The sequence below is a fragment of the Pseudomonas sp. 9AZ genome, assembly GCF_902506525.1.
Taxonomy (GTDB): Bacteria; Pseudomonadota; Gammaproteobacteria; order Pseudomonadales; family Pseudomonadaceae; genus Aquipseudomonas; species Aquipseudomonas peli.
The window spans coordinates 24,344-43,007 of the sequence record NZ_LR733840.1 but is presented as its reverse complement, the minus strand read 5'-3'; the positions used below and the strand labels follow the sequence as shown (position 1 = coordinate 43,007).

16 protein-coding genes are annotated in these 18,664 nt (G+C 57.0%); 8 read left to right on the top strand and 8 right to left on the bottom strand.

Going from position 1 to position 18,664, the window contains the following annotated elements; all coding sequences use genetic code 11:
* Nucleotides 1-2 precede the first annotated feature (2 nt).
* Complete coding sequence (gene rssC, locus ALTER154_RS00200) at nucleotides 3-485, top strand: anti-sigma factor antagonist RssC (RefSeq protein ID WP_090251069.1); 483 nt, start codon at nucleotides 3-5, stop codon at nucleotides 483-485.
* 57 nt (nucleotides 486-542) lie between these two features.
* On the opposite strand, the gene tal is transcribed toward rssC, so the two are convergent.
* Together tal and dusA are read right to left on the bottom strand one after the other, a co-directional pair.
* The gene (gene tal / locus ALTER154_RS00195) at nucleotides 543-1,469 is read right to left on the bottom strand and encodes a transaldolase (RefSeq protein ID WP_160084767.1); all 927 of its coding nucleotides are present in this window, start codon (nucleotides 1,467-1,469) and stop codon (nucleotides 543-545) included.
* A 41-nt stretch (nucleotides 1,470-1,510) separates the two neighbouring features.
* Nucleotides 1,511-2,494 carry a tRNA dihydrouridine(20/20a) synthase DusA gene (dusA, locus tag ALTER154_RS00190; protein ID WP_160084766.1) on the bottom strand — a complete coding sequence of 328 codons (984 nt, stop codon included), beginning with the start codon at nucleotides 2,492-2,494 and terminating at the stop codon, nucleotides 1,511-1,513.
* Nucleotides 2,495-2,705: 211 nt separating this feature from the next.
* Here dusA and ALTER154_RS00185 point away from each other — a divergent pair, with 211 nt between their 5' ends.
* A complete protein-coding gene (locus ALTER154_RS00185; RefSeq protein ID WP_160084765.1) occupies nucleotides 2,706-3,194 on the top strand; it encodes a sigma-70 family RNA polymerase sigma factor in 489 nt (162 codons plus the stop codon).
* An 86-nt stretch (nucleotides 3,195-3,280) separates the two neighbouring features.
* Here the strand turns inward: ALTER154_RS00185 and ALTER154_RS20920 are convergent, their stop codons facing one another.
* On the bottom strand, nucleotides 3,281-3,415 hold the full coding sequence (locus ALTER154_RS20920) for a hypothetical protein (protein ID WP_256665344.1): 135 nt from the start codon (nucleotides 3,413-3,415) through the stop codon (nucleotides 3,281-3,283).
* Between ALTER154_RS20920 and ALTER154_RS00180 the strand changes: the two genes are divergently transcribed.
* From ALTER154_RS00180 to ALTER154_RS00155, 6 genes are all read left to right on the top strand, one after another.
* On the top strand, nucleotides 3,371-4,243 hold the full coding sequence (locus ALTER154_RS00180) for a FecR family protein (RefSeq protein WP_372239937.1): 873 nt from the start codon (nucleotides 3,371-3,373) through the stop codon (nucleotides 4,241-4,243). The two genes, ALTER154_RS20920 and ALTER154_RS00180, sit on opposite strands and share 45 nt — an antisense overlap.
* A 105-nt stretch (nucleotides 4,244-4,348) precedes the next feature.
* Nucleotides 4,349-7,219 carry a TonB-dependent receptor gene (locus tag ALTER154_RS00175; RefSeq protein ID WP_160084763.1) on the top strand — a complete coding sequence of 957 codons (2,871 nt, stop codon included), beginning with the start codon at nucleotides 4,349-4,351 and terminating at the stop codon, nucleotides 7,217-7,219.
* 18 nt (nucleotides 7,220-7,237) lie between these two features.
* Nucleotides 7,238-10,027, top strand: coding sequence for a M16 family metallopeptidase (locus ALTER154_RS00170; RefSeq protein ID WP_160084762.1), 2,790 nt, complete (start codon nucleotides 7,238-7,240; stop codon nucleotides 10,025-10,027).
* Entirely contained in the window at nucleotides 10,024-11,709 is a 1,686-nt protein-coding gene (locus ALTER154_RS00165) for an ABC transporter ATP-binding protein/permease (protein WP_160084761.1), read from the top strand. Before ALTER154_RS00170 ends, ALTER154_RS00165 begins: the two co-directional genes overlap by 4 nt.
* Before the next feature lie 106 nt (nucleotides 11,710-11,815).
* Nucleotides 11,816-12,094, top strand: a complete 279-nt coding sequence (locus tag ALTER154_RS00160; RefSeq protein WP_160084760.1) for a hypothetical protein — start codon at nucleotides 11,816-11,818, stop codon at nucleotides 12,092-12,094.
* Between the two features lie 229 nt (nucleotides 12,095-12,323).
* On the top strand, nucleotides 12,324-13,583 hold the full coding sequence (locus ALTER154_RS00155; RefSeq protein WP_160084759.1) for a nitrite reductase: 1,260 nt from the start codon (nucleotides 12,324-12,326) through the stop codon (nucleotides 13,581-13,583).
* 13 nt (nucleotides 13,584-13,596) lie between these two features.
* On the opposite strand, the gene ALTER154_RS00150 is transcribed toward ALTER154_RS00155, so the two are convergent.
* The 5 genes from ALTER154_RS00150 to ALTER154_RS00130 all read right to left on the bottom strand — a co-directional run bounded on the left by ALTER154_RS00150 (nucleotide 13,597) and on the right by ALTER154_RS00130 (nucleotide 18,663).
* Nucleotides 13,597-14,370, bottom strand: a complete 774-nt coding sequence (locus ALTER154_RS00150) for an ABC transporter substrate-binding protein (RefSeq protein ID WP_160084758.1) — start codon at nucleotides 14,368-14,370, stop codon at nucleotides 13,597-13,599.
* Nucleotides 14,371-15,548: 1,178 nt separating this feature from the next.
* Entirely contained in the window at nucleotides 15,549-15,728 is a 180-nt protein-coding gene (locus ALTER154_RS00145; protein ID WP_218585068.1) for a hypothetical protein, read from the bottom strand.
* A gap of 209 nt (nucleotides 15,729-15,937) precedes the next feature.
* Complete coding sequence (locus ALTER154_RS00140) at nucleotides 15,938-16,279, bottom strand: cyclophilin-like fold protein (protein ID WP_256665343.1); 342 nt, start codon at nucleotides 16,277-16,279, stop codon at nucleotides 15,938-15,940.
* 97 nt (nucleotides 16,280-16,376) lie between these two features.
* Complete coding sequence (locus tag ALTER154_RS00135; RefSeq protein ID WP_160084756.1) at nucleotides 16,377-17,618, bottom strand: MFS transporter; 1,242 nt, start codon at nucleotides 17,616-17,618, stop codon at nucleotides 16,377-16,379.
* A gap of 16 nt (nucleotides 17,619-17,634) precedes the next feature.
* Nucleotides 17,635-18,663, bottom strand: coding sequence for an alpha/beta hydrolase (locus ALTER154_RS00130; RefSeq protein ID WP_160084755.1), 1,029 nt, complete (start codon nucleotides 18,661-18,663; stop codon nucleotides 17,635-17,637).
* Nucleotide 18,664 lies beyond the last annotated feature (1 nt).

Here is an 18,664-nt window from a genome sequence, read left to right as displayed (position 1 = left end):
GGATAAGCCCCGGTCGAATCCAGTTTGCCGAACAAAACGGTACCTTCATCCTGAAGTTTGTCGGTGAAGTGCGCCTGACGCTGTGTTCGGCACTGGATGCAACCATTGAGAAAATTTTCACGGCGCTGAATTTCTCAGCCATCGTGATTGATCTCACCGAAACTCGCAGTATCGACAGCACGACCCTCGGGCTTTTGGCCAAGTTGTCGATACTCTCGCGGCAGAAAATTGGCCTGTTGCCAACAGTGGTAACGACGCACGCCGATATCACACGTCTGCTGCAGTCGATGGGGTTTGATCAGGTTTTCAATATTGTCGATACGCCGGTGCCGTGCCCGGATTGTCTGGACGACCTGCCGTCTCAGGATCAGTCAGAAGAGCTTGTGCGTGCCAAGGTGCTGGAAGCCCATCGGATTCTCATGGGGTTGAATGAGTCCAATCGCGAAGCCTTCCATGACCTGGTCAATGCCCTTGAGCATCATTGATTCGAGTGGCTAAAAAAACGGGGCGCTCATTGAGCGCCCCGTTTGCTTTCAGGCCATTCAGGCTTGAGCGGTGAGCAGTTTTTCCAGCTTTTCCTGATCGCGGGCAAACAGACGAATGCCTTCGGCCAGCTTTTCGGTGCCCATGGCGTCTTCATTCATCGCCCAGCGGAATTGGCCTTCGCTCAGGCTCTGCTTGGCTTCGGCAGCTTTGCCAGGGCTGAGCAGGCGCGCCAGTGGTTGCTGATCATCGGCCAGTTGCTGCAGCAACTCGGGGCTGATGGTCAGGCGATCACAGCCAGCCAGTTGTTCGATCTGGCCGATATTGCGGAAGCTCGCGCCCATCACCACGGTCTGGTAGGCGTTGGCTTTGTAGAAGTTGTAGATGCGCGTAACCGACTGCACGCCGGGGTCTTCTGCGCCGACAAAATCACGGCCTTCGGCCTTCTTGTACCAGTCGTAGATACGCCCGACGAAGGGCGAAATCAGGTACACACCGGCATCGGCACAGGCCTGAGCTTGGGCGAAAGAGAACAGCAGCGTCAGGTTGCACTGAATACCAGCCTTTTCCAGCTGCTCGGCGGCGCGGATGCCTTCCCAGGTCGAGGCGATCTTGATCAGTACGCGTTCACGTCCAATACCGGCTTCTTCGTACAGGCCAATCAAGCGCTCGGCACGCTGCAGTGTGGCCTGGGTGTCGAAGGACAGCCGGGCATCCACCTCGGTAGAGATGCGGCCCGGGATGATCTTGAGGATTTCACCGCCCACAGCAACGCCAAAATGGTCACAGGCCAGGCCTAGATCGCCTTTGCCGGCAGTCACTGCGCTTTTCAGCAGTGCGCTGTAACCAGGCATGGCAGCGGCTTTAAGCAGCAGGGAAGGGTTGGTGGTGGCATCAACCGGCTTCAGGCGGGCGATGGCGTCTAGGTCGCCGGTATCGGCGACCACGGTGGTGAACTGCTTGAGTTGATCCAGCTTGGAGGTCATGACACAGCCTTGTCGTTGCAGATGCACCGACCTTACCCGAGTCAGCGGCCTTGCAGCAATTGCGCCGCTTGATCGAACAGCGCCAGTGGTTCGTTGGTCTTGTGAATGTCCACCGAGAGCAGCTGGCGAAAGCGCCGCGCGCCATTAAAGCCCTGGCCCAGGCCGAGCATATGGCGGGTGATGTGGTGCATGCTGCCACCTTCGGCCAGGTGCGCGGCTATATAGCCACGCATGCTCTGCATGGCCTCGAAACGACTCAGCACTGCGCTCGTTGAGCCAAACAGCTGCTGGTCCACTTGGGCCAGCAGGTAAGGGTTGTGGTACGCCTCGCGACCCAGCATCACGCCATCGAAGGTTTGCAGGTGCTGCTGGCAATCCTCAAGGGTCTTGATGCCACCATTGAGGATGATTTCCAGCTCGGGGAAATCCTGCTTGAGCTGCGCCGCCACCTCGTAGCGTAGCGGCGGCACTTCGCGGTTCTCCTTGGGCGAGAGGCCCTCCAGGATGGCGATCCGCGCATGCACAGTAAAACTGCGACAGCCGGCATCACGCACGGTGCCGACGAAATCGCACAGCTCGGCATAGCTGTCGCGGTCGTTGATACCAATGCGGTGCTTCACCGTTACCGGGATATCCACCGCATCCTGCATGGCTTTCACGCAGTCGGCGACCAGTTGTGGATGGCCCATCAGGCAGGCGCCGATCATATTGTTCTGCACACGGTCGCTGGGGCAGCCGACGTTCAGATTGATTTCGCTGTAGCCGACAGCCTCACCCAGCTTGGCGCAGGCTGCCAGATCTGCCGCTACGCTGCCGCCGAGCTGCAGAGCCAGCGGGTACTCCGCCACGCTGTGGCGCAGAAAGCGTGCGGTATCTCCGTGCAGGATCGCCCCTGTGGTGACCATCTCGGTATACAGCAAGGCGTGCTTGGACAACTGGCGTAGAAAAAAGCGGCAGTGACGGTCCGTCCAATCCATCATGGGGGCACAGGAAAAACGGCGGGAAAGGGGAATAGTTTGCTGCATTGAAGATGCCGGTAAAGAAGTATCAGGTGATTTTATCAGCCTGCGCTATGCCACGTCCGCTTGTGGCTGTTAGTTCTTCGGTAATTAACGACGGGCAGTTTCTATTGTTTTTCAGCATTTCGTGAATGGCTGAAAACGGCCAAAATCATCAATTGATAATAATTCCTATTGCTGTTAGATTGGCGTCTCCTTTCTCAAGCCTTCCCATTCCGTGCCCGACTCGCACCATCGACTCGATCTCTATCTCGCGCACCGCTCAGAGTTGGTCGACTATGCGGCTCCCATCGTTGGCAGCCGCGCTGGTGCCGAGGATGTCGTGCAAGAGGCATGGCTGCGCTTTGTCGCTGCGCAGGGCGTAATTACCCAGCCGTCGTCCTATCTGTACCGAATAGTTCGCAACCTGGCGCTCGACCATATAAGGCGGGATCGAGGTGAGGATTCTGGAGACGATGCTTCCTGGCTAGAAGGGGTTGCCGATCAATCCCCGGGGCCTGAGGCTCACGCTGTCAGCAGTAATGAGCTACAGCGTGTCAGTGAAGCACTTGAACGGCTGCCGGAGCGAACGCGACGTGCATTCGAACTCTACCGCCTGCAAGGCTACACGCTGCAACAAGTGGCTGATGCCATGGATATCTCGATAGGTACAGTTCACCAACTGGTGCATACCGCGTTGCGCAGCTGTGTCGATGCGTTGGAGTAGCGGCAGTTGAAATTCTCCATTGCCCGAAACGTCTTTTGGTCATCAGTAGTTGGCTATGCGACCCTATGGGACCTTTTTCGGAACGCTCAACGACAATGACCGCTGATCACCGCGACCCAGTAGATGTAGCTCTGGATTGGCTGCTGCAGGTCCAGCAGAGTCCGGAGGATGGCCAGTTGCGCGAGCGCCTGGCCGGCTGGTTGGCCAGTGATGAGGCGCATCTCATCGCTTATCGAAAGGCGGAGAGGGCGTGGGGGATCAGCGGCCTGTTGCCGGAGCAGCACCTTCCTGTTCAGTTGCCTGTATCCACTTCAAGATTGCCTCCAGCCAGGCCAGGGCGCCGACGACGTTTGGCGCAGGCAGTCGCAGCTATGGCGGCTTGTTGCACTCTGGCGCTGCTCGTGCAGAACCTCTACCCGACTCTGCGTGCGGACATAGTGACCGCTACGGGTGAGCGCAGAGACGTGCAATTGCCGGATGGCAGTCAGTTGACCCTAGATGCGCAGTCCTCCGTTGCCTTCGACTTCGCTGATGGGCGCCGAGAGGTGCAAATACTGGCGGGACAGGCCTACTTCAGGGTGGTCAAGGATTCCGCACATCCCTTCCGCGTGCTCACCGGACAGCTAAGCGTCACGGTGACGGGAACGGCATTCAACATCGACAGTACCCGCCAGCGGGTCAATGTGGCCGAGGGTAGTGTTCGCGTTTCCGGGCCTTATGCTGCCGAAATCAGCCTGCTTCCTGGGGATGGTGTGGCGCTTTCCGCGAGCGGTGCTCTGCAGCCAAATGACCAGCCTGTTGGCCAGGTTGCTGCCTGGCGGCAGGGGCGCCTTATCCTGCGTCAAGAGCGCATCGCCGATGTCATTGATGCTTTGCGCCCTTACTGCCGTGACGTCTTGCTGCTACGCGATAACGATCTGGGCGAGAAGCGTATTACCGGCGTGTATGACCTCGACGATCCGGATAACGCCCTTCGCGCGATCCTGCGAATGCATGGTGGTGAGTTGCGGCGAGTTGGCCCTGTACTGCTGATTGGCCGTAGTCGCTAATTATTTTCAAATAATTCTGAAAAAGTTCGTACCTCACTGCGTCTTTGATCCCGAGCGATCCAATTGATATGGATTCGCATTAACTTTATCGGGAGTTCGCGGTATATGCAGGTGCTCAGAACACGCGGCCGTCCTCGTCTATCCGTACTGGCCTTGGCTCTCGGTACTCTGCTTTCCAGCATACCGGCCGCGGCGGAGCAGGAAGGCGCAGCTAACCTGGCGCAGATCCATCACATTTCCATCCAGGCACAGCCACTGACGGATGCTCTGATCGAGTTTGCTCAACAGAGTGGCGTGCAGGTCAGCGTGGACACCGAACTGCTCGACGGCCTACGGAGTTCGCCAGTCGAGGGTGATCTGAGTGCTGGAGATGCCTTGCAGCAATTGCTCCGCAACAGCGGCATTGAGTGGAAGCTAAAGCAGGACGTACTCACGTTCCATAGACGTCAGGAAGAGAGCGACGTCCTAAGATTGGGCAGCATGGTCATCCTGGGTCAAACGGCGAATCCCTATCAGGGCGAAGAGCGAATTGACCGTCGCGCCATCGAGAACTTTCCCGGCGCCAATGGTGACATCACCAGCCTGCTGAAAATGCACCCAAGTGTTCGCTTCGATACCACTCAGCAAAGCTCCAATACCCCCGGCGAGATCAACCCGGCTGACATCAGCATAAACGGCGCCAAGTTCTACCAGAACAATTTCATGGTCGATGGCGTCAGCATCAATAACGACCTTGACCCTGGGGCCAGCAGCGCTACTCGTAACGACTACAACGGTATTTATGATCTGCCGAGTAATGCCTTTGGCATTGCGCTCGATGCCGATCTGCTGGAGGAGGTGCTGGTTTATGACAGTAACGTGCCGGTCGAATATGGTGGGTTCAACGGGGGGGTAGTCAATGCCATCACCCGCCGCCCACGCGAGGGCTTTCACGGCAAGATTTCCGCTAGCATGACCCGCTCTGAGTGGACTGAGTACCACCTTAATGGTGATGAGATCAGCGATGAGGAGTTCGAACGTTCCAGCGACCAAAGCAACCAGCCGGAATTCAAGAAGCTCACCCAGCGCGTCATGCTTGATGGCATGGTCACGGAGAACTTCGGCCTGATCGGTAACTTTGTGCGTAAGACTTCGGAGATTCCCGTGTACGCCTATGAAGGCGGCTACGTGAGTCAGGGGGACTCGCTCAAGCGTGAGCAGACCCGCGAGATCGACAACTACATGATCAAGAGTTTCTGGACGCCCAACGACAGGCTTGATCTCACCATGAGCTTGGTGGATGCGCCGGCCGGTGGCCAATACTTCAAGGCGAACCAGAAGAACTCTGGTTTCGTCATCGATCAGGGTGGGCAGACCGTAGCCCTGCAGGCGGTCTGGTCTGGTGACACTGTTACCTACATCAACAAGCTGTCTTACAAACAAGTGCAGACCTCGCGCGATGCCGAAAGCAACGTACTCAAGTCGTGGCGGTGGTCGCAGGCGAAGAACTGGGGCAGTCCTTACAACGACGATGGCGTGCTATCGAACGCCTCGACCAGTATCGAGGGCGGCATGGGCGACTTGGAGCAGAGTCAGACTGGCTTCGAGTACAGCCTCAAGGGTGAGGTGCAAGCGTTCGACATCCTGGGCGCAACGCACCGCATCAGCAGCGGGCTGGAGGTCGGCTACCAGAAAGCCCGCTACGAAGTCATGGAGGACTCCTGGACCGCCTCTACGCCCTACTTGACCGCTGCTAACGGCAGTACGTCCTGTACCACCGCTAGCGGTGCAGAGGACGATGAGTATTGTTCGGTCAGCATCAACGCTACGGGTACTGCGCAGCGCCAGTATTTCCGAAACCTCAATTACTATCGCGCCGGCGAGATTGAGGTAGCGCAGACTGACTTTGCAGTGTTTTTCCAGGACGAGATACAGGTCGGCCGTCTCAATCTGCGGCCTGGCCTGCGTTTGGATGGCGACGATTACATGGATAAGAAGACGCTGGCGCCACGGTTTGCCGCTAGCTACGACTTATTCGGTGATCAGAGCAGCATGCTCAGTGCGGGTTTGAACCGCTATTACGGCCGCAACCTGTTCAAGTATCGACTGGCCGATGGCCGAGAGTCTCTGCTATCGCGCGCCACTCGAGGCACCTCGACCGGTAATACCATTACCGATTTCGGTACCCTTGTGGGCTACGGCGTGGATGACACCAGCTTCCGTCGCTTGGACATTCCCTACGACGATGAGTGGATGCTGGGCATCGCCCAAAAGTTTGCCGATCTACGCTTTGATCTCAAATACGTGCATCGCGACGGTCGTGACCAAGTGGTTCGTTCCCGCGCCAAAGATTTGGGTCTGGAGGCTGGCGATGGCAGCAGCACCATCAGCAATTACTTCACCTACACCAACGCCGGTGAGAGCAGCAGCCAGACGGTCACACTGAGCATTACCCCGTTGCACAACCTACGCTTCGCCGGCACTCAAACAACCTGGCAGTTGGCGTTGGACTGGAGCAAGACGGAAAGTAACAACGGGGACTACGAGCAGTACCTCGATACTGAAAAGCTCGCTGATGAAGACGTGTATTTCAATGGCCAGTTATTGCCCTACAGTGAATTGCCGACCAACAACTTCAACCGCCCCTGGACGGCACGTCTGAATACGGTCACCAGCATCCCGCAGCTGAACCTGACCTTGAGCAACTTCTTCCGCTACCGCGGTGCCTACGAGCAGATCTACCAGGCTAACCCAGACACTATCGTGGTCGACGGCACCACTTACGACTACTACCAGACTGGCGATGTGCGAGCAGCGCCAACCTGGGATGCTCGAGTCAAGTGGGAAATTCCAACCGCAGACGAACAGGCTCTGTATGTAGCCGTGGACATCACCAATGTCACCGACGAGGTCAACGACATCGTCAGCGATACGAACGGCAGTCTGAGTTACGAAACTGGTCGCCAGTACTGGCTGGAAGTCGGCTACACCTTCTGAGCATAACGAGAAAGCCTGATGAAAATCCTACGCGCGGGGCTGCTGGCCTCGTTGGCGATGCTTAGCATTGCCTGTACACAGCTGCCTGCTGGCAACGCAACCGATACTGCCCAGCGGGACGAGCGTGTGATCGAAGGGCGTTTGGACAATGGTTTGCGCTATCGCCTTGTACCTACGCAGGAGCAGCCTGGGCGTCTAGATATACGTCTGCGAGTCGATGCCGGCTCGGTGGATGAGCGTGCAAATCAGGTCGGTGTCGCCCACCTGCTGGAGCATATGCTGTTCTATAACCGCGACGCTCGGCAGCGCAGCGTACGCCAGCGGCTGCAAGCAGCTAGCTGGGTGCAGGGCCGCAACTTCAACGCCATGACCAGCGCCGAAAGAACCCAGTATCTGTTGAGCCCACCGGCCGGTAACAAGGAAGTCGAGCTGGCCCTTGGGACGTTGGCTCAACTGCTGTTTAAGCGGGACTTCAGTGCTGCTGATCTGGATTTGGAACGCCCGATTGTCATCGAGGAGTGGCGCGGCGGCTTAGGCGTGGCGCAGCGAATGAATGATCAGCGCCGTGACAGTCAGCGGGTTGGCTCACGCTATGTCGGGCACCCAACGATTGGTTCTGAGGCGGCCATTCGCGGCGCGTCGGTAGCCAGCCTATGGGATTTCCATCAGCGCTGGTACGCGCCCAACAATATGCAGCTGAATATCGTGGGTGATTTCGATCCGGCCGAACTGCAAGCGCAGATTGCCAAGGCTATGGGTGGCGCAAATAAGCGAGAGGTGCCAGCACGCGATCTCGATCTGCCATTGCAGCCGGGACTCAAGACCTTTCGCCTGCAAGACAGTGAGAGCGGAAGCCATCAGGTAGCTCTGCTATTTCGCGGACACTACAAGGCCAATCGCCCTGACACTCTGGCTGGCCGACGCGAGCGTTTGCTCGACCGCGTAGCCACACGCATGTTGCTTATACAACTGCAGCGCCAACCTCTACCGGATGGGGTGCGTGCCTACAGCATGCAGCGAGTTCAAATCGGCGAACACTCTGAAGTGTTGGCTCTGGCAGCTTCGTTGGAACACTCAGTCCACGAGCAGGCACTGCGGAGCCTGCTTATCGAGGTTCAGCGCCTGCGCCGTTTCGGGTTTTATCAGAGCGATCTGGATCGTGAGAAGGGCAAGCTGCGAAAGATTGGCGAAGACATGCTGGCGCGCGGTGACTCGAGGGATTTCACCGCTTGGGTAGAGCTATTAAGTGATCCAAGCCAGGCCGAAGGGCGGATACAGACGCGCAGCATGATCGCGCGCGACAGCTTGCCACTGATCGAATCAATCCGTCTGGACGAGATAAATCAGCGGGTGACGCGTTGGACTGACAGCGAAGATCTGGTGTTGCAGTTCAGCGCGCCTAACGAGCGATCACTGGCTTTGCCCAATACCGAACGGTATCAGGCTCTTCTGGTGGGCATTGATGTATCTGGTCTCGCTGAGCCTAAGCAGGAAGTAAAACAGACCCCGTTAGTGGTGCCCGAACTGCCTGCTGCAGAACGCCACGGCAGTGTTGAAAGTGTGCGACGTTTCGATGCCGAGCGGGTGCAGTATTGGATGTTGAGCAACGGAGATAGGCTGGTCTGGCTGCGTCGGTCGGGTGACGATGGCAAGGCCAGCCTTCATATCGAGTCTGGCAGTGGCTATCGACATGCTGATGCCGAACCCTGGCTGGAGCAGAGTGCAGCTCAACTGGTCTGGAACAGCCCGCCACAAGGCTTCGATGAGCAGCAGTGGCAATCTTGGTTACAGCGTGAGCGTTTACACCTGAGTCAGGACCAACAGCCGTTGCATACGACCTACACCTCAGAGGTCGACGTTGAGCGTCTAGTCGATCTTTTCGCACTTTACCGTACCCGTGTGAGCCAACCTGGGTTGCCCGAGGAGGCGGTGGTGCAACTGCGCGAGGATCTTGCTCGTCGCCTGCGGCAGGAGCCGTCGACGGCACGCGAGACTCAGGAGCGGGCATTGGCTCGGCTGCGCTTCGGCCCACAGCCGAGTGGTCTTCCTGATGCAGCCGAGCTGCATGGGGTAAGTCGTACCGATTTGCTTGACGCCTGGGCACGGCAGATGGCGGCACCGGTCACCTACTATCTTTCCGCCGATGTGGATGAGGCGCAGCTGCGTGAGTGGGTCAGCACTGAGCTGGCGGGCATCGCAAGGGGCCGTTTGCCTAACGGCGAGCCCCTGTTGCAGCAGCCCGGTGTACGCCAAATGCGCCTGGCTAATGCGATTGAGCCGAGAGCAACGTTGCAGGTTCTTGGGTATGCCGAGCGTGCCTGGACGCCGGAAGATGCTGTACGCGTGGCCACTCTACGCCAGCTCGCCAGAGAAGCGCTCAAAGAACGCTTACGTGGGGAGGCGCGTGCTCTTTACCAACTGACTTTCGACAGTGAGCTGAATCCGGCCAATGGGCGTCTGGAGACTCGCTTGCTGTTCAGCTGTGACCCGCATCGCATAGAAGAGTTGTGGCTGCAGGCTGATGCTGTGCTGCGTGAGCTGCCGCAGCGGATAGAGGAGGGCAGAGTCGAGCAGTTACGCAATGCGTTGGAGCGTGAGGAACAGAAGCGCTTGAGCGATAACTCCACGCAGTTGCATCGGTTGATTCTCAGTGATCGTCGCTGGGGTGATCCACGTTACCTCTCCAGTCAAACCAGCCTGGCCGAGGCCCTGCAGCTTGAACCACTGCGTGAGCTGGCCAGACAGTTGCTGCCGGTTGATAACCGTGTGCGCCTAGACGTTTTGCCGCGCGTGGAGCCTGATGCATGAAGCTGCTGCGTAATTTCCTGCGGCTTGTTGGTGCCTATTGGCTCGACCGGCGCAACTGGCAGTCCTGGTTGTTGCTGGCGAGCATCATTGGTCTCGGTCTGGGGATCGTACAGATCAACGTGCGGATCAATGCCTGGAGCAAGACCTTCTACGACACCTTGGGCGAGTTTGATACCGATGCCCTGTATGGGTTGATGGGCGAGTACTCGTTATACATCGGCATATTCGTGCTGATTGCTGTCTACAAAGCTTGGCTGCGCAAGGCGCTGCTACTGCGTTGGAGGCAGAGTATGAGCGAGCGACTGATCGGTGATTGGCTTCAGGGTCAGGCTTACTACCGGCTTGGCCTTGAGGGGGAGCCAGACAACCCGGATCAGCGAATAGCCGAGGACGTTAACCTGCTGGTCACCCGTAGTGTCGATCTGTTGGTTTCCTTCATTACCAATGTGGCCCAGGTTACTGCGTTCGTCGGCATTCTCTGGGCGTTATCCGGTACCCAAGAGTTCGAGCTATTCGGCTATCGATGGCAGGTGGAGGGGTATCTGGTCTGGATTGCCGTCATCTACACGCTGGTCGGCACTCTGGTTACTCACTGGCTTGGGCGTCCGTTACACCGCTTGAACTACGCCCAGCAGAGCCGTGAGGCAGACTTTCGTGCCGACCTGCTGCGCAAGCGTGACCATGCCGAGCAGATCGCTCTCTATCGGGGAGAAGAGGCTGAGCGTCAGCAACTGCGTGTGCGTTTTCAGGCTATTGCCGAAAACTGGTGGCGGTTGATGGTGCGCGAACGCAACCTGGGTTTCTTTGTGGTCGGCTACGACCGCGTGAGCAACATCATTCCCATCTTCGCCGCATTGCCACTATTCCTGGCCAAGACCATTACCCTGGGTGGACTGATGCAGGTGCGAACCGCCTTCTCCGCAGTACAAGGTTCGCTGAGCTGGTTCATTGGTGCCTACACCACCCTGGCGGAGTGGAGTGCAACCGTTGAGCGTCTCGGTCAATTCGAGGAGGCCATCGTTCGCACTCGCCAGCAAGTTCGTGAGCCGCTGTGCGGGGACTGCCTGCGCCTAGATCGTTTGGATGTACTGCTGCCAAACGGCGAGCCGCTCATGTGCGATTTGCGTGGGCAGGTGCAGCATAGCGAGTGGGTTCGCTTGGCGGGACCTAGCGGGATGGGCAAATCCACTTTGCTGCGAACTCTGCAGGGCCTTTGGCCCTATTATCGTGGAGCGTGGCAGCTACCGAACGGGCGCAGTTTGCTTCTGCCGCAGAAGCCATACCTGGCAGCGCTACCGCTGCGCGAACTGTTGGTCTATCCATCGGCCGACATGCTGGCTGATCAGCGTCTGCGTGAGGTGCTCGAACAGGTCGGGCTGCCACACCTGGCTTGCCAGCTAGAACGTCAGACCGAGTGGGAGCGCGAGCTTTCAGGGGGTGAACAGCAGCGCCTTGGTTTGGCGAGGGCTCTGCTGTTTCAGCCTCACACGCTCTACCTGGATGAAGCGACCAACCAACTGGATGACCGGGCGGCACAGTCACTGTTGGCCATGCTGCGACGCGAGTTGCCGCAGTGCACGGTGATCGGTGTCAGCCATCAGGAGCGGGTTCAGGCGATGTTTGACCGCAGCCTAGAGTTGACTGCACAACGCGAAGAACTGGCTGCTGCGGTTCCTGCATAAAACAGCATGCCGGGTTGATGTTGGAGCGCAGTAAACCGCCGCAATGAGTTGCCCAGAGTCGATGAAGATTTTTTACCAATCAAATGCCTGACAAAAGGAACCGGGTATGGACCTGACACTGGATGCTGCGCGAGCAATGCGGGATGGCGGTATAGATGCGATGGCTGCTCTGGATGAGATGCTAAGTGAGGCGCTGAAATATCTTCCCGAATCGCAGCATGCGGATGTAAAACTCGCCACTGGCCGCGTTATGGGGCTGGTCATTGAGGAAATTATTAATCGAGCCATTGCTGCATTTCCGGAACTGAATCCGAGTGAACAGACCTGGGCCTTGGTAGCCAAAACCAAAGCCCTAAAGCGCGCAGCAAAGACGGATTTTCGATGAGCAATCGTTGACCGACTTGTCCTCTCCGTGTGCTCGTAAGATGCCGGTGCTGCCTCTAGCCAAGCATCGCAAACGGCTAAAAGCTGTCGCCCCGATATATCTAAATAGCTATCGCCTTTCGGCGAGAACTGGCCTGCTTGCTCATCAGGCTATGGTAGAAGAATCCCCGCTTGGTGCGGCATGCAGCATAATGGATGCTGTTCGGCTCGCTGAAAAACAAGGAAGTTGTATGCGCTCTATCCGTTGTACCCGCAGTGTTCTCTTAGGCTTGCAACTCATCTTGGCGTTGTTGTGGCTGCAGGCGTTGCCGCTCAGCGCCGCTCAAGCCCCTCCCAGTTCAGTGGAGTTTTCCGTCTGGAGTCGTAGCTGGATTGGCACCTTGGGGAGCAAGCAGGTAGAGGTCGAGCTTAACCGCACTGCCGATAGCTTTTCGGGCAGCTACTGCTATCAGCCCTGCCGAGCCGAGACGCGCAGGCAGCTGGTGCTGAACGGCCGGATGCGAGGCGAGGGGGCCTTGCTGAGCGAGCGAGATAGCGGAAATGGCGCTGCTGAAACGGGTACCTGGCATATCGAGTCTTTTGAGGGCGGTACTACGGGCACTTGGACCTCGCCCAATGGTAAGCGGACGCTTCCATTAGTCTTAAACCAGAACCAGGACGATCTGGAGGCTCGCTTCCCCTATGACATACGGCTGCTAGCCGATGCTCTACCAGAGGAAGAGGGCGATGGTTGCCCAAATCCGCCGCGGGTTTCAGCTATCCGCCTCTACAAAGATGGTGCATTAATCCAGACTCTGGTGACTGAGTCCCAGGGAACCTGCGGCATTTTCACGCCCGATCTGATTGACGCGAACTTCGATGGTTGGCCTGACCTAAGTCTCGCCATGTTTCTCCCCGCGGGTCCGAACATTCCGCATCAGACCTGGCTTTACGACGTGGCCACAGGCCGCTTCGTCGATGCACCCGCTGGGTTGCAGGGCATCAGCTCGGCCGAGTTCGACCCGCTTCATCGGATCGTCTACTCCTACTGGCGAGCCAGTTGCTGCGAGCACGGCGTTTCAACCTATCGTTGGACCGATGGCGACGTCGAAGAAATCGACTCCCAGAGCAGTTACTTTATGCCGCTGGTGGACGGAAGCGAGCGACGTCTTTGCTACATAACGCCGAGCTATCAGAACGGTGAAATCGATTTCATCAGCCGGGTTGAGCAGACAGGCGATGGTTCGTTGAAACTGCGTCAGGTCGAACCGAAAACCTGCGACATCGATGCCTGGGTATTTCTTGAGCGCACGTATATCGACATCTGGCAGCTCAGCCAGAACGGACAGAAACCGACCCTTTTGCGAACTGAAGAAATAGCCTGGAAACAGACAAACACGTCTGCCGGCCCGCGCTTTTGTCCCGAGGTGCCGTTCTTCGACAGTGGGCGTATCAAGCGCGTAGTGCTCAGTGAGAATCCTGATCTGTGCAGTGAGCAGAAACCCGATTAGGGTTCGTTACGCTTTAGAGATTTGAAGAAGATATCGCCGATGGGTTTAGCTGTGGCCTGACTGGTTGCGTATACCGTTGTACGATTTTCGAAAGCGTTCCATCGGCGCGTATACGGGCGATAGCTGCATTCAGGGGCTGAAGCATGTCGGCGCGTGAGCTGTGCAGGCGAATGCGTAGCTCTGAGCGGTTCACAACAGGTCCCCGTTCAATCTTCACCGCACGCCCTCCGATTTCTGGGTGACTTGCAAGGAGGTAGGTCAGTTCAAGACGATCAATGATGCCGGCTTCGGCTCGACCTAAGGCCACGCTATTGAGTTGCGCTGTGCTGTTGGGGCTGTCGACACGTGCGAAGTATTGGCTGCCGGCATAGCCGTAGCCCCTAACTGTCGAAATGGTTCGTCCTTGCAGGTCTTGCAGTTTGCTGAAGGAAAATTGGCGTCCTGGGGGGAATATGATCACCTCTTCCGCACTCATAAGCGGATCGCTCCAGAGCGAAACCTTGACCTGCTCGGGATCTTTACGCCACTCAATATCGACGCAGCACTCAAGCTGAACGAGACCCTCTCGAAAATACTTTTGGGCGCGTAACGGTGGTTGTGGGGTATCCGCCTCCAGGGTTACTTCCAGCTGGGTGTCGAGTGCCTGCATGACATCGCTGAGAATCCCGCTGACCTGACCGTCACGAAAAATCCAGTAGGGCTCCCAACTCTCATTGGTAACCGCATACCTTAATGTGGATGCTTGCACCGTCAGCGGAAATGCCAGCAGCAAGAAAACGACTCGCATGAAGCAGCTATTCACCTACTACCCCCTCAACAACGACTGCACTTATCTGCTGCTTGGTTTCTGATGAATCACACAGCTGTCACTGGTATGACGAGTCAGCCACTCAATAGGAAAAGAAGAGCGGCCTGGTGAGTTGTCTATACTCGGCACAAGCTCAATACCATGGAAGGTATGTCATGTCCCACCTCATGCTAACCCGCCGCGCAGGCCAATCCATCGTCTTAAGTCTTGCGCCTGATGCTGATCCTGAACTGGTTCTCCGACAGCTTTTACGTGACTGAATCACCATTGAAATCCACCAAGTAGAACGCGGAAATGTCCGTGTTTCCAGCGATGCGAAATGCACCATCCAGATTCTGCGAGATGAATTGATTCACGCTTAGGGCTTGGTCTACCACGGACAGCTTATGTGGTGAGTTGTCCTGGCCACCAGCACACGCAATGGCAAAACTGGTGGAGAACGACCCATAGCAGGATGCCACTATGGATCACTCGGTTACAAAATCAATGAGGCTTTAGCCGCATCTATTTGTCGCACCATTTGGTGGGAGCTGGCTTTGGTTTCAATGGCAAGGGCAGTGAAAGCCCCGACTTTCCGAGGGATATCATTTTGTAAACCGTCAGCACGCAGAACATCTGTTCGCCCTCAGGTGTTTTCCTGGGGTTCATGCCCACAACGACTTCATAGTACTGACCTGCATCAAGATCAAAGACCTTAGCGTCTTGGCGACAGACTGGATATGAGCTGCCGTACCCGCCCATAGCTGCGCCTAGCGTGGTTATCTGAAACGGAGCGTTTGTGGGCACTACGTACTCGGTCTCCACCTCAACGTACATACCTTCAGCCATCCGAATATTTGGCTTCAGGTCAATGAGCTTGGGCGCATACGTTTTGGCATACCCTCGATCTTGCTAGTCTTCAGCGGGTACTAAGCCCAGGTTTGGTGAGGTGTTCCGTCTTCGTACTGACGACCCGCTTGAGCCATCAGATGCCGAGGCTGTGGCGCGCAGTTGGAGGTAATGCTGTCGCCGTAAACGCTTGCATTGGTTATGACGCGCATGTGTGCGGTATCAGCTGACTGAGGTGGATCTACATAGGGGACAGAGGGGACTCCACCACAACCAGCGAGTAACGCTATGAGTGCAATACAAGAGGCGTTACGCATGCCAGTACTTCCTTACGACTTGAAAAATGAAAACGCAGAGGAGCTAATCTCTACAGCGCTTTGTGCAGCGGAGGTTGAGAGAGTCACAAAGCTCGCCAGTGCCTGTGCGGAAAACAAAAAACCCGCCGAGGCGGGTTTCTTCAAGACCATTCCGACATCCTGTCGGTAGCCATCCAGGCCATGGTCGATCATCCTTGATCCTGAGCGCGTCCTGCACTTCAGTTGATATGGTTAGATTAGGCTCAACGGCTAAGGTAAAGCAGAGGACATTGCTACCAGCGCGTGTAAGCTTTTGGCTATAAGGTATTCGTTGTCACGACCGATTGTGAACAACTCTAGCCAATCTGGCTGGCAGATATAGGCCAATAGTAGACCTTCACTGTGCTTGCTTTGCGCCGCTATTAGTTCACAGAAAAGTGAATAGTCACATCGCCCCGGCCTAACGCTTCAGCTAGCTCATCGGGGCTATCGACACGCCCAATCCTGGTGTAGGAGTAGGTCGACTCGAACGTCTGGTAGAAAATCACCAGCGTATCCGTGCCGTACAGCATCAGATCACCATTACGGATCGTGCCGGGCCTTGCTGCGCGGGTTGGCAGCCGCTGCGGCAGGTTTGCATATTTCTCGTTGCCATTGAGTTCGCTCATGTCCAGGGTAAGGGGTAATAGTTGTGCAAGTGCCCGTGAGGTCTCGCTATCGTCGAGGGTGATTGCGATGCGCTGTGCCCCAATGGTCATCCACATAAGATCCTCCTTTAAATTTGTCTCCGCGAATGTGCATTCACTCAGGATTAACAGTAGGCATAACCGAACGCTCGAGAGGCAGAAGTGTTGGCTGACCTTATTCATCTTGAAGACGCCTTCCTCCAGCTTGCTGATCCGCCTGCGCACGCATGGCCAGAACGGCAAGAGCAGCGCCAAGCAGCAGAATGGCTGCACTTGCAGTAAAGGTGCTCTGGTAGCCGCTGTGGTCGAACAACCAGCCGCCCAGTGTTGAGCCCGAAGCAATAGCAAACTGCACCACAGCTACCATCAGCCCGCCACCTGCCTCGGCATCATCGGGCATCGCTTGTGCAATCCAGCTCCACCAGCCAACAGGCGCTGCCGTAGCCATCAGCCCCCACAAGCCCAGCAATATCGCCACTGGAACGACCCAGCCTCCGGTGGGGATCAACGCGAGAGCAATGACCACCATGAGCACTGGAATAGCAGTCAACGTGCGATACAGGTCCTTTTCCAGGCGTGCGCCGATCAGCAGGGTTCCACTCAAACCGGCTAGACCCATAAAAAGTAGGATCAATGACAGGGTGGTGGCATCAACCAGGGTCACCATTTCGAGGAAGGGCCGCAGGTAGGTGAACAGAGCAAACTGCCCCATGAAGAAGGCGCCGCAAGCCGCCATACCCAACGCCACCGAACGAGTCCTGAGCAGCATGAAAATACCGAGTGCAGGACTCTTTCGCACTGGGGCCCTCATACTCGGCAGACTGAACCACTGCCAGGCCAGTGCAACGAGCGCCACCGGCACCAGGCAGAAGAACGTTCCCCGCCAACCGATTACTGAGCCCAGGTAGCTGCCCAGTGGCGCCGCGATCACCGTGGCCAGGGCATTGCCACCGTTGAAGATGGCCAGCGCCTTGGGCACTTGATCATCGGGCACCAGGCGCATGGCCGTGGCCGCCGACATTGACCAGAAACCGCCGATGACCACGCCTAACAATGCTCGCCCTACCATGTAGAGGGTGAAGCTCGGCGCAAGCGCTACAACGGCACCGGAGATCGCCATCAGGACTGTCAGGATAAGCAGGAGCATCTTGCGATCCATGCCTCCGACCAGCCTGGTTATCGACAGACTGGTCAACACGGCGAACGCCCCAGATATGGCGATACCCTGTCCTGCAGTGCCTTCGCTGACCTGAAGGTCCGTTGCCAGGGGCGTGAGCAGACTGACGGGCATGAACTCCGAGGCGATCAGGGCAAAGACACAGAGCGTCATCGCGAAGACCCCACCCCAATGACTGGGGCGGGGCAGCGGCTGGTCAGTTGCTATGGCGCTTGGCTGGGCGGCAAGTTGGGTCGTCATGATGTCTGCCTGCGGATCACTTCAGGCTGTTCTTGAAGAACTGGGTAAGTTTGTCGAAAGGAATCAGTTGCACCCGGTCATACAGGTCGACGTGCCCGGCGTTAGGGACGATGAATAGCTCCTTGGGTTCACCCGCCAAGCGGAAGGCCTCTTCACTGAACTCAAGTGAGTGAGCGTTCTCGCCTGCGATAAAGAGCATCGGACGCGGAGAGATCGTCTCGATGTCCGAAAACGGATAGAAGTTCATGAACTTGATATTGCTGGTCAGCGTCGGGTGTGTGGTCAGCTCGGAGCTGGAACCCGCCGGGGTGAACGCGCCGCGTGCGGTGCGATAGAAATCGAAGAACTCACGCTGAATCGGGTGGGTGTCATCTGTCAGCTCATGCACCGTGCCGCTGGTGTATTGCGTCTTTCCGCCCGTGAACTCCACGTAGCGCTGCTCGGCTGCGGCGGCAATTGCCTGCTTGCGCTGCTCCAGGGTTTGCGAATGTTTGAGGCCGTTGCGGTTGGCGGCCCCCATGTCATACATGCTGACCGTTGCAATCGCATTCATACGCGGGTCGATCTTGGCTGCACTGATTACGAAGCTGCCGCTGCCACAGATACCCAGCACACCGATGCGCTGGCGATCCACAAACGCCTGGGTGCCTAAATAGTCGACAGCCGCACTGAAATCTTCCGCGTACATATCGGGGAGAACGGCGTTGCGCGGGGAGCCCTCGCTCTCACCCCAGAACGTCAAGTCCAATGCCAGGGTCACGAAGCCTTGCTCCGCCAGTTTCTGGGCATACAGGTTGGAACTCTGCTCCTTAACCGCGCCCATGGGATGGCCAACGATGATTGCCGGGCTGCGTATGGACTTACCTACGCTCTTGGGGATGAACAGATTGCCCACCACCTTTATGTGGTACTGGTTGTTGAAGCTGACCTTTTCCATGGTCACCTTGTCGCTCTTGAAGAAATTGTCAGCACCGTTGGACATATCGGCTCCTAGAGCTGTGATCGAGCTGAGCAGAAGGCCTAGCGCTACAAAAAGTCTGTTCATG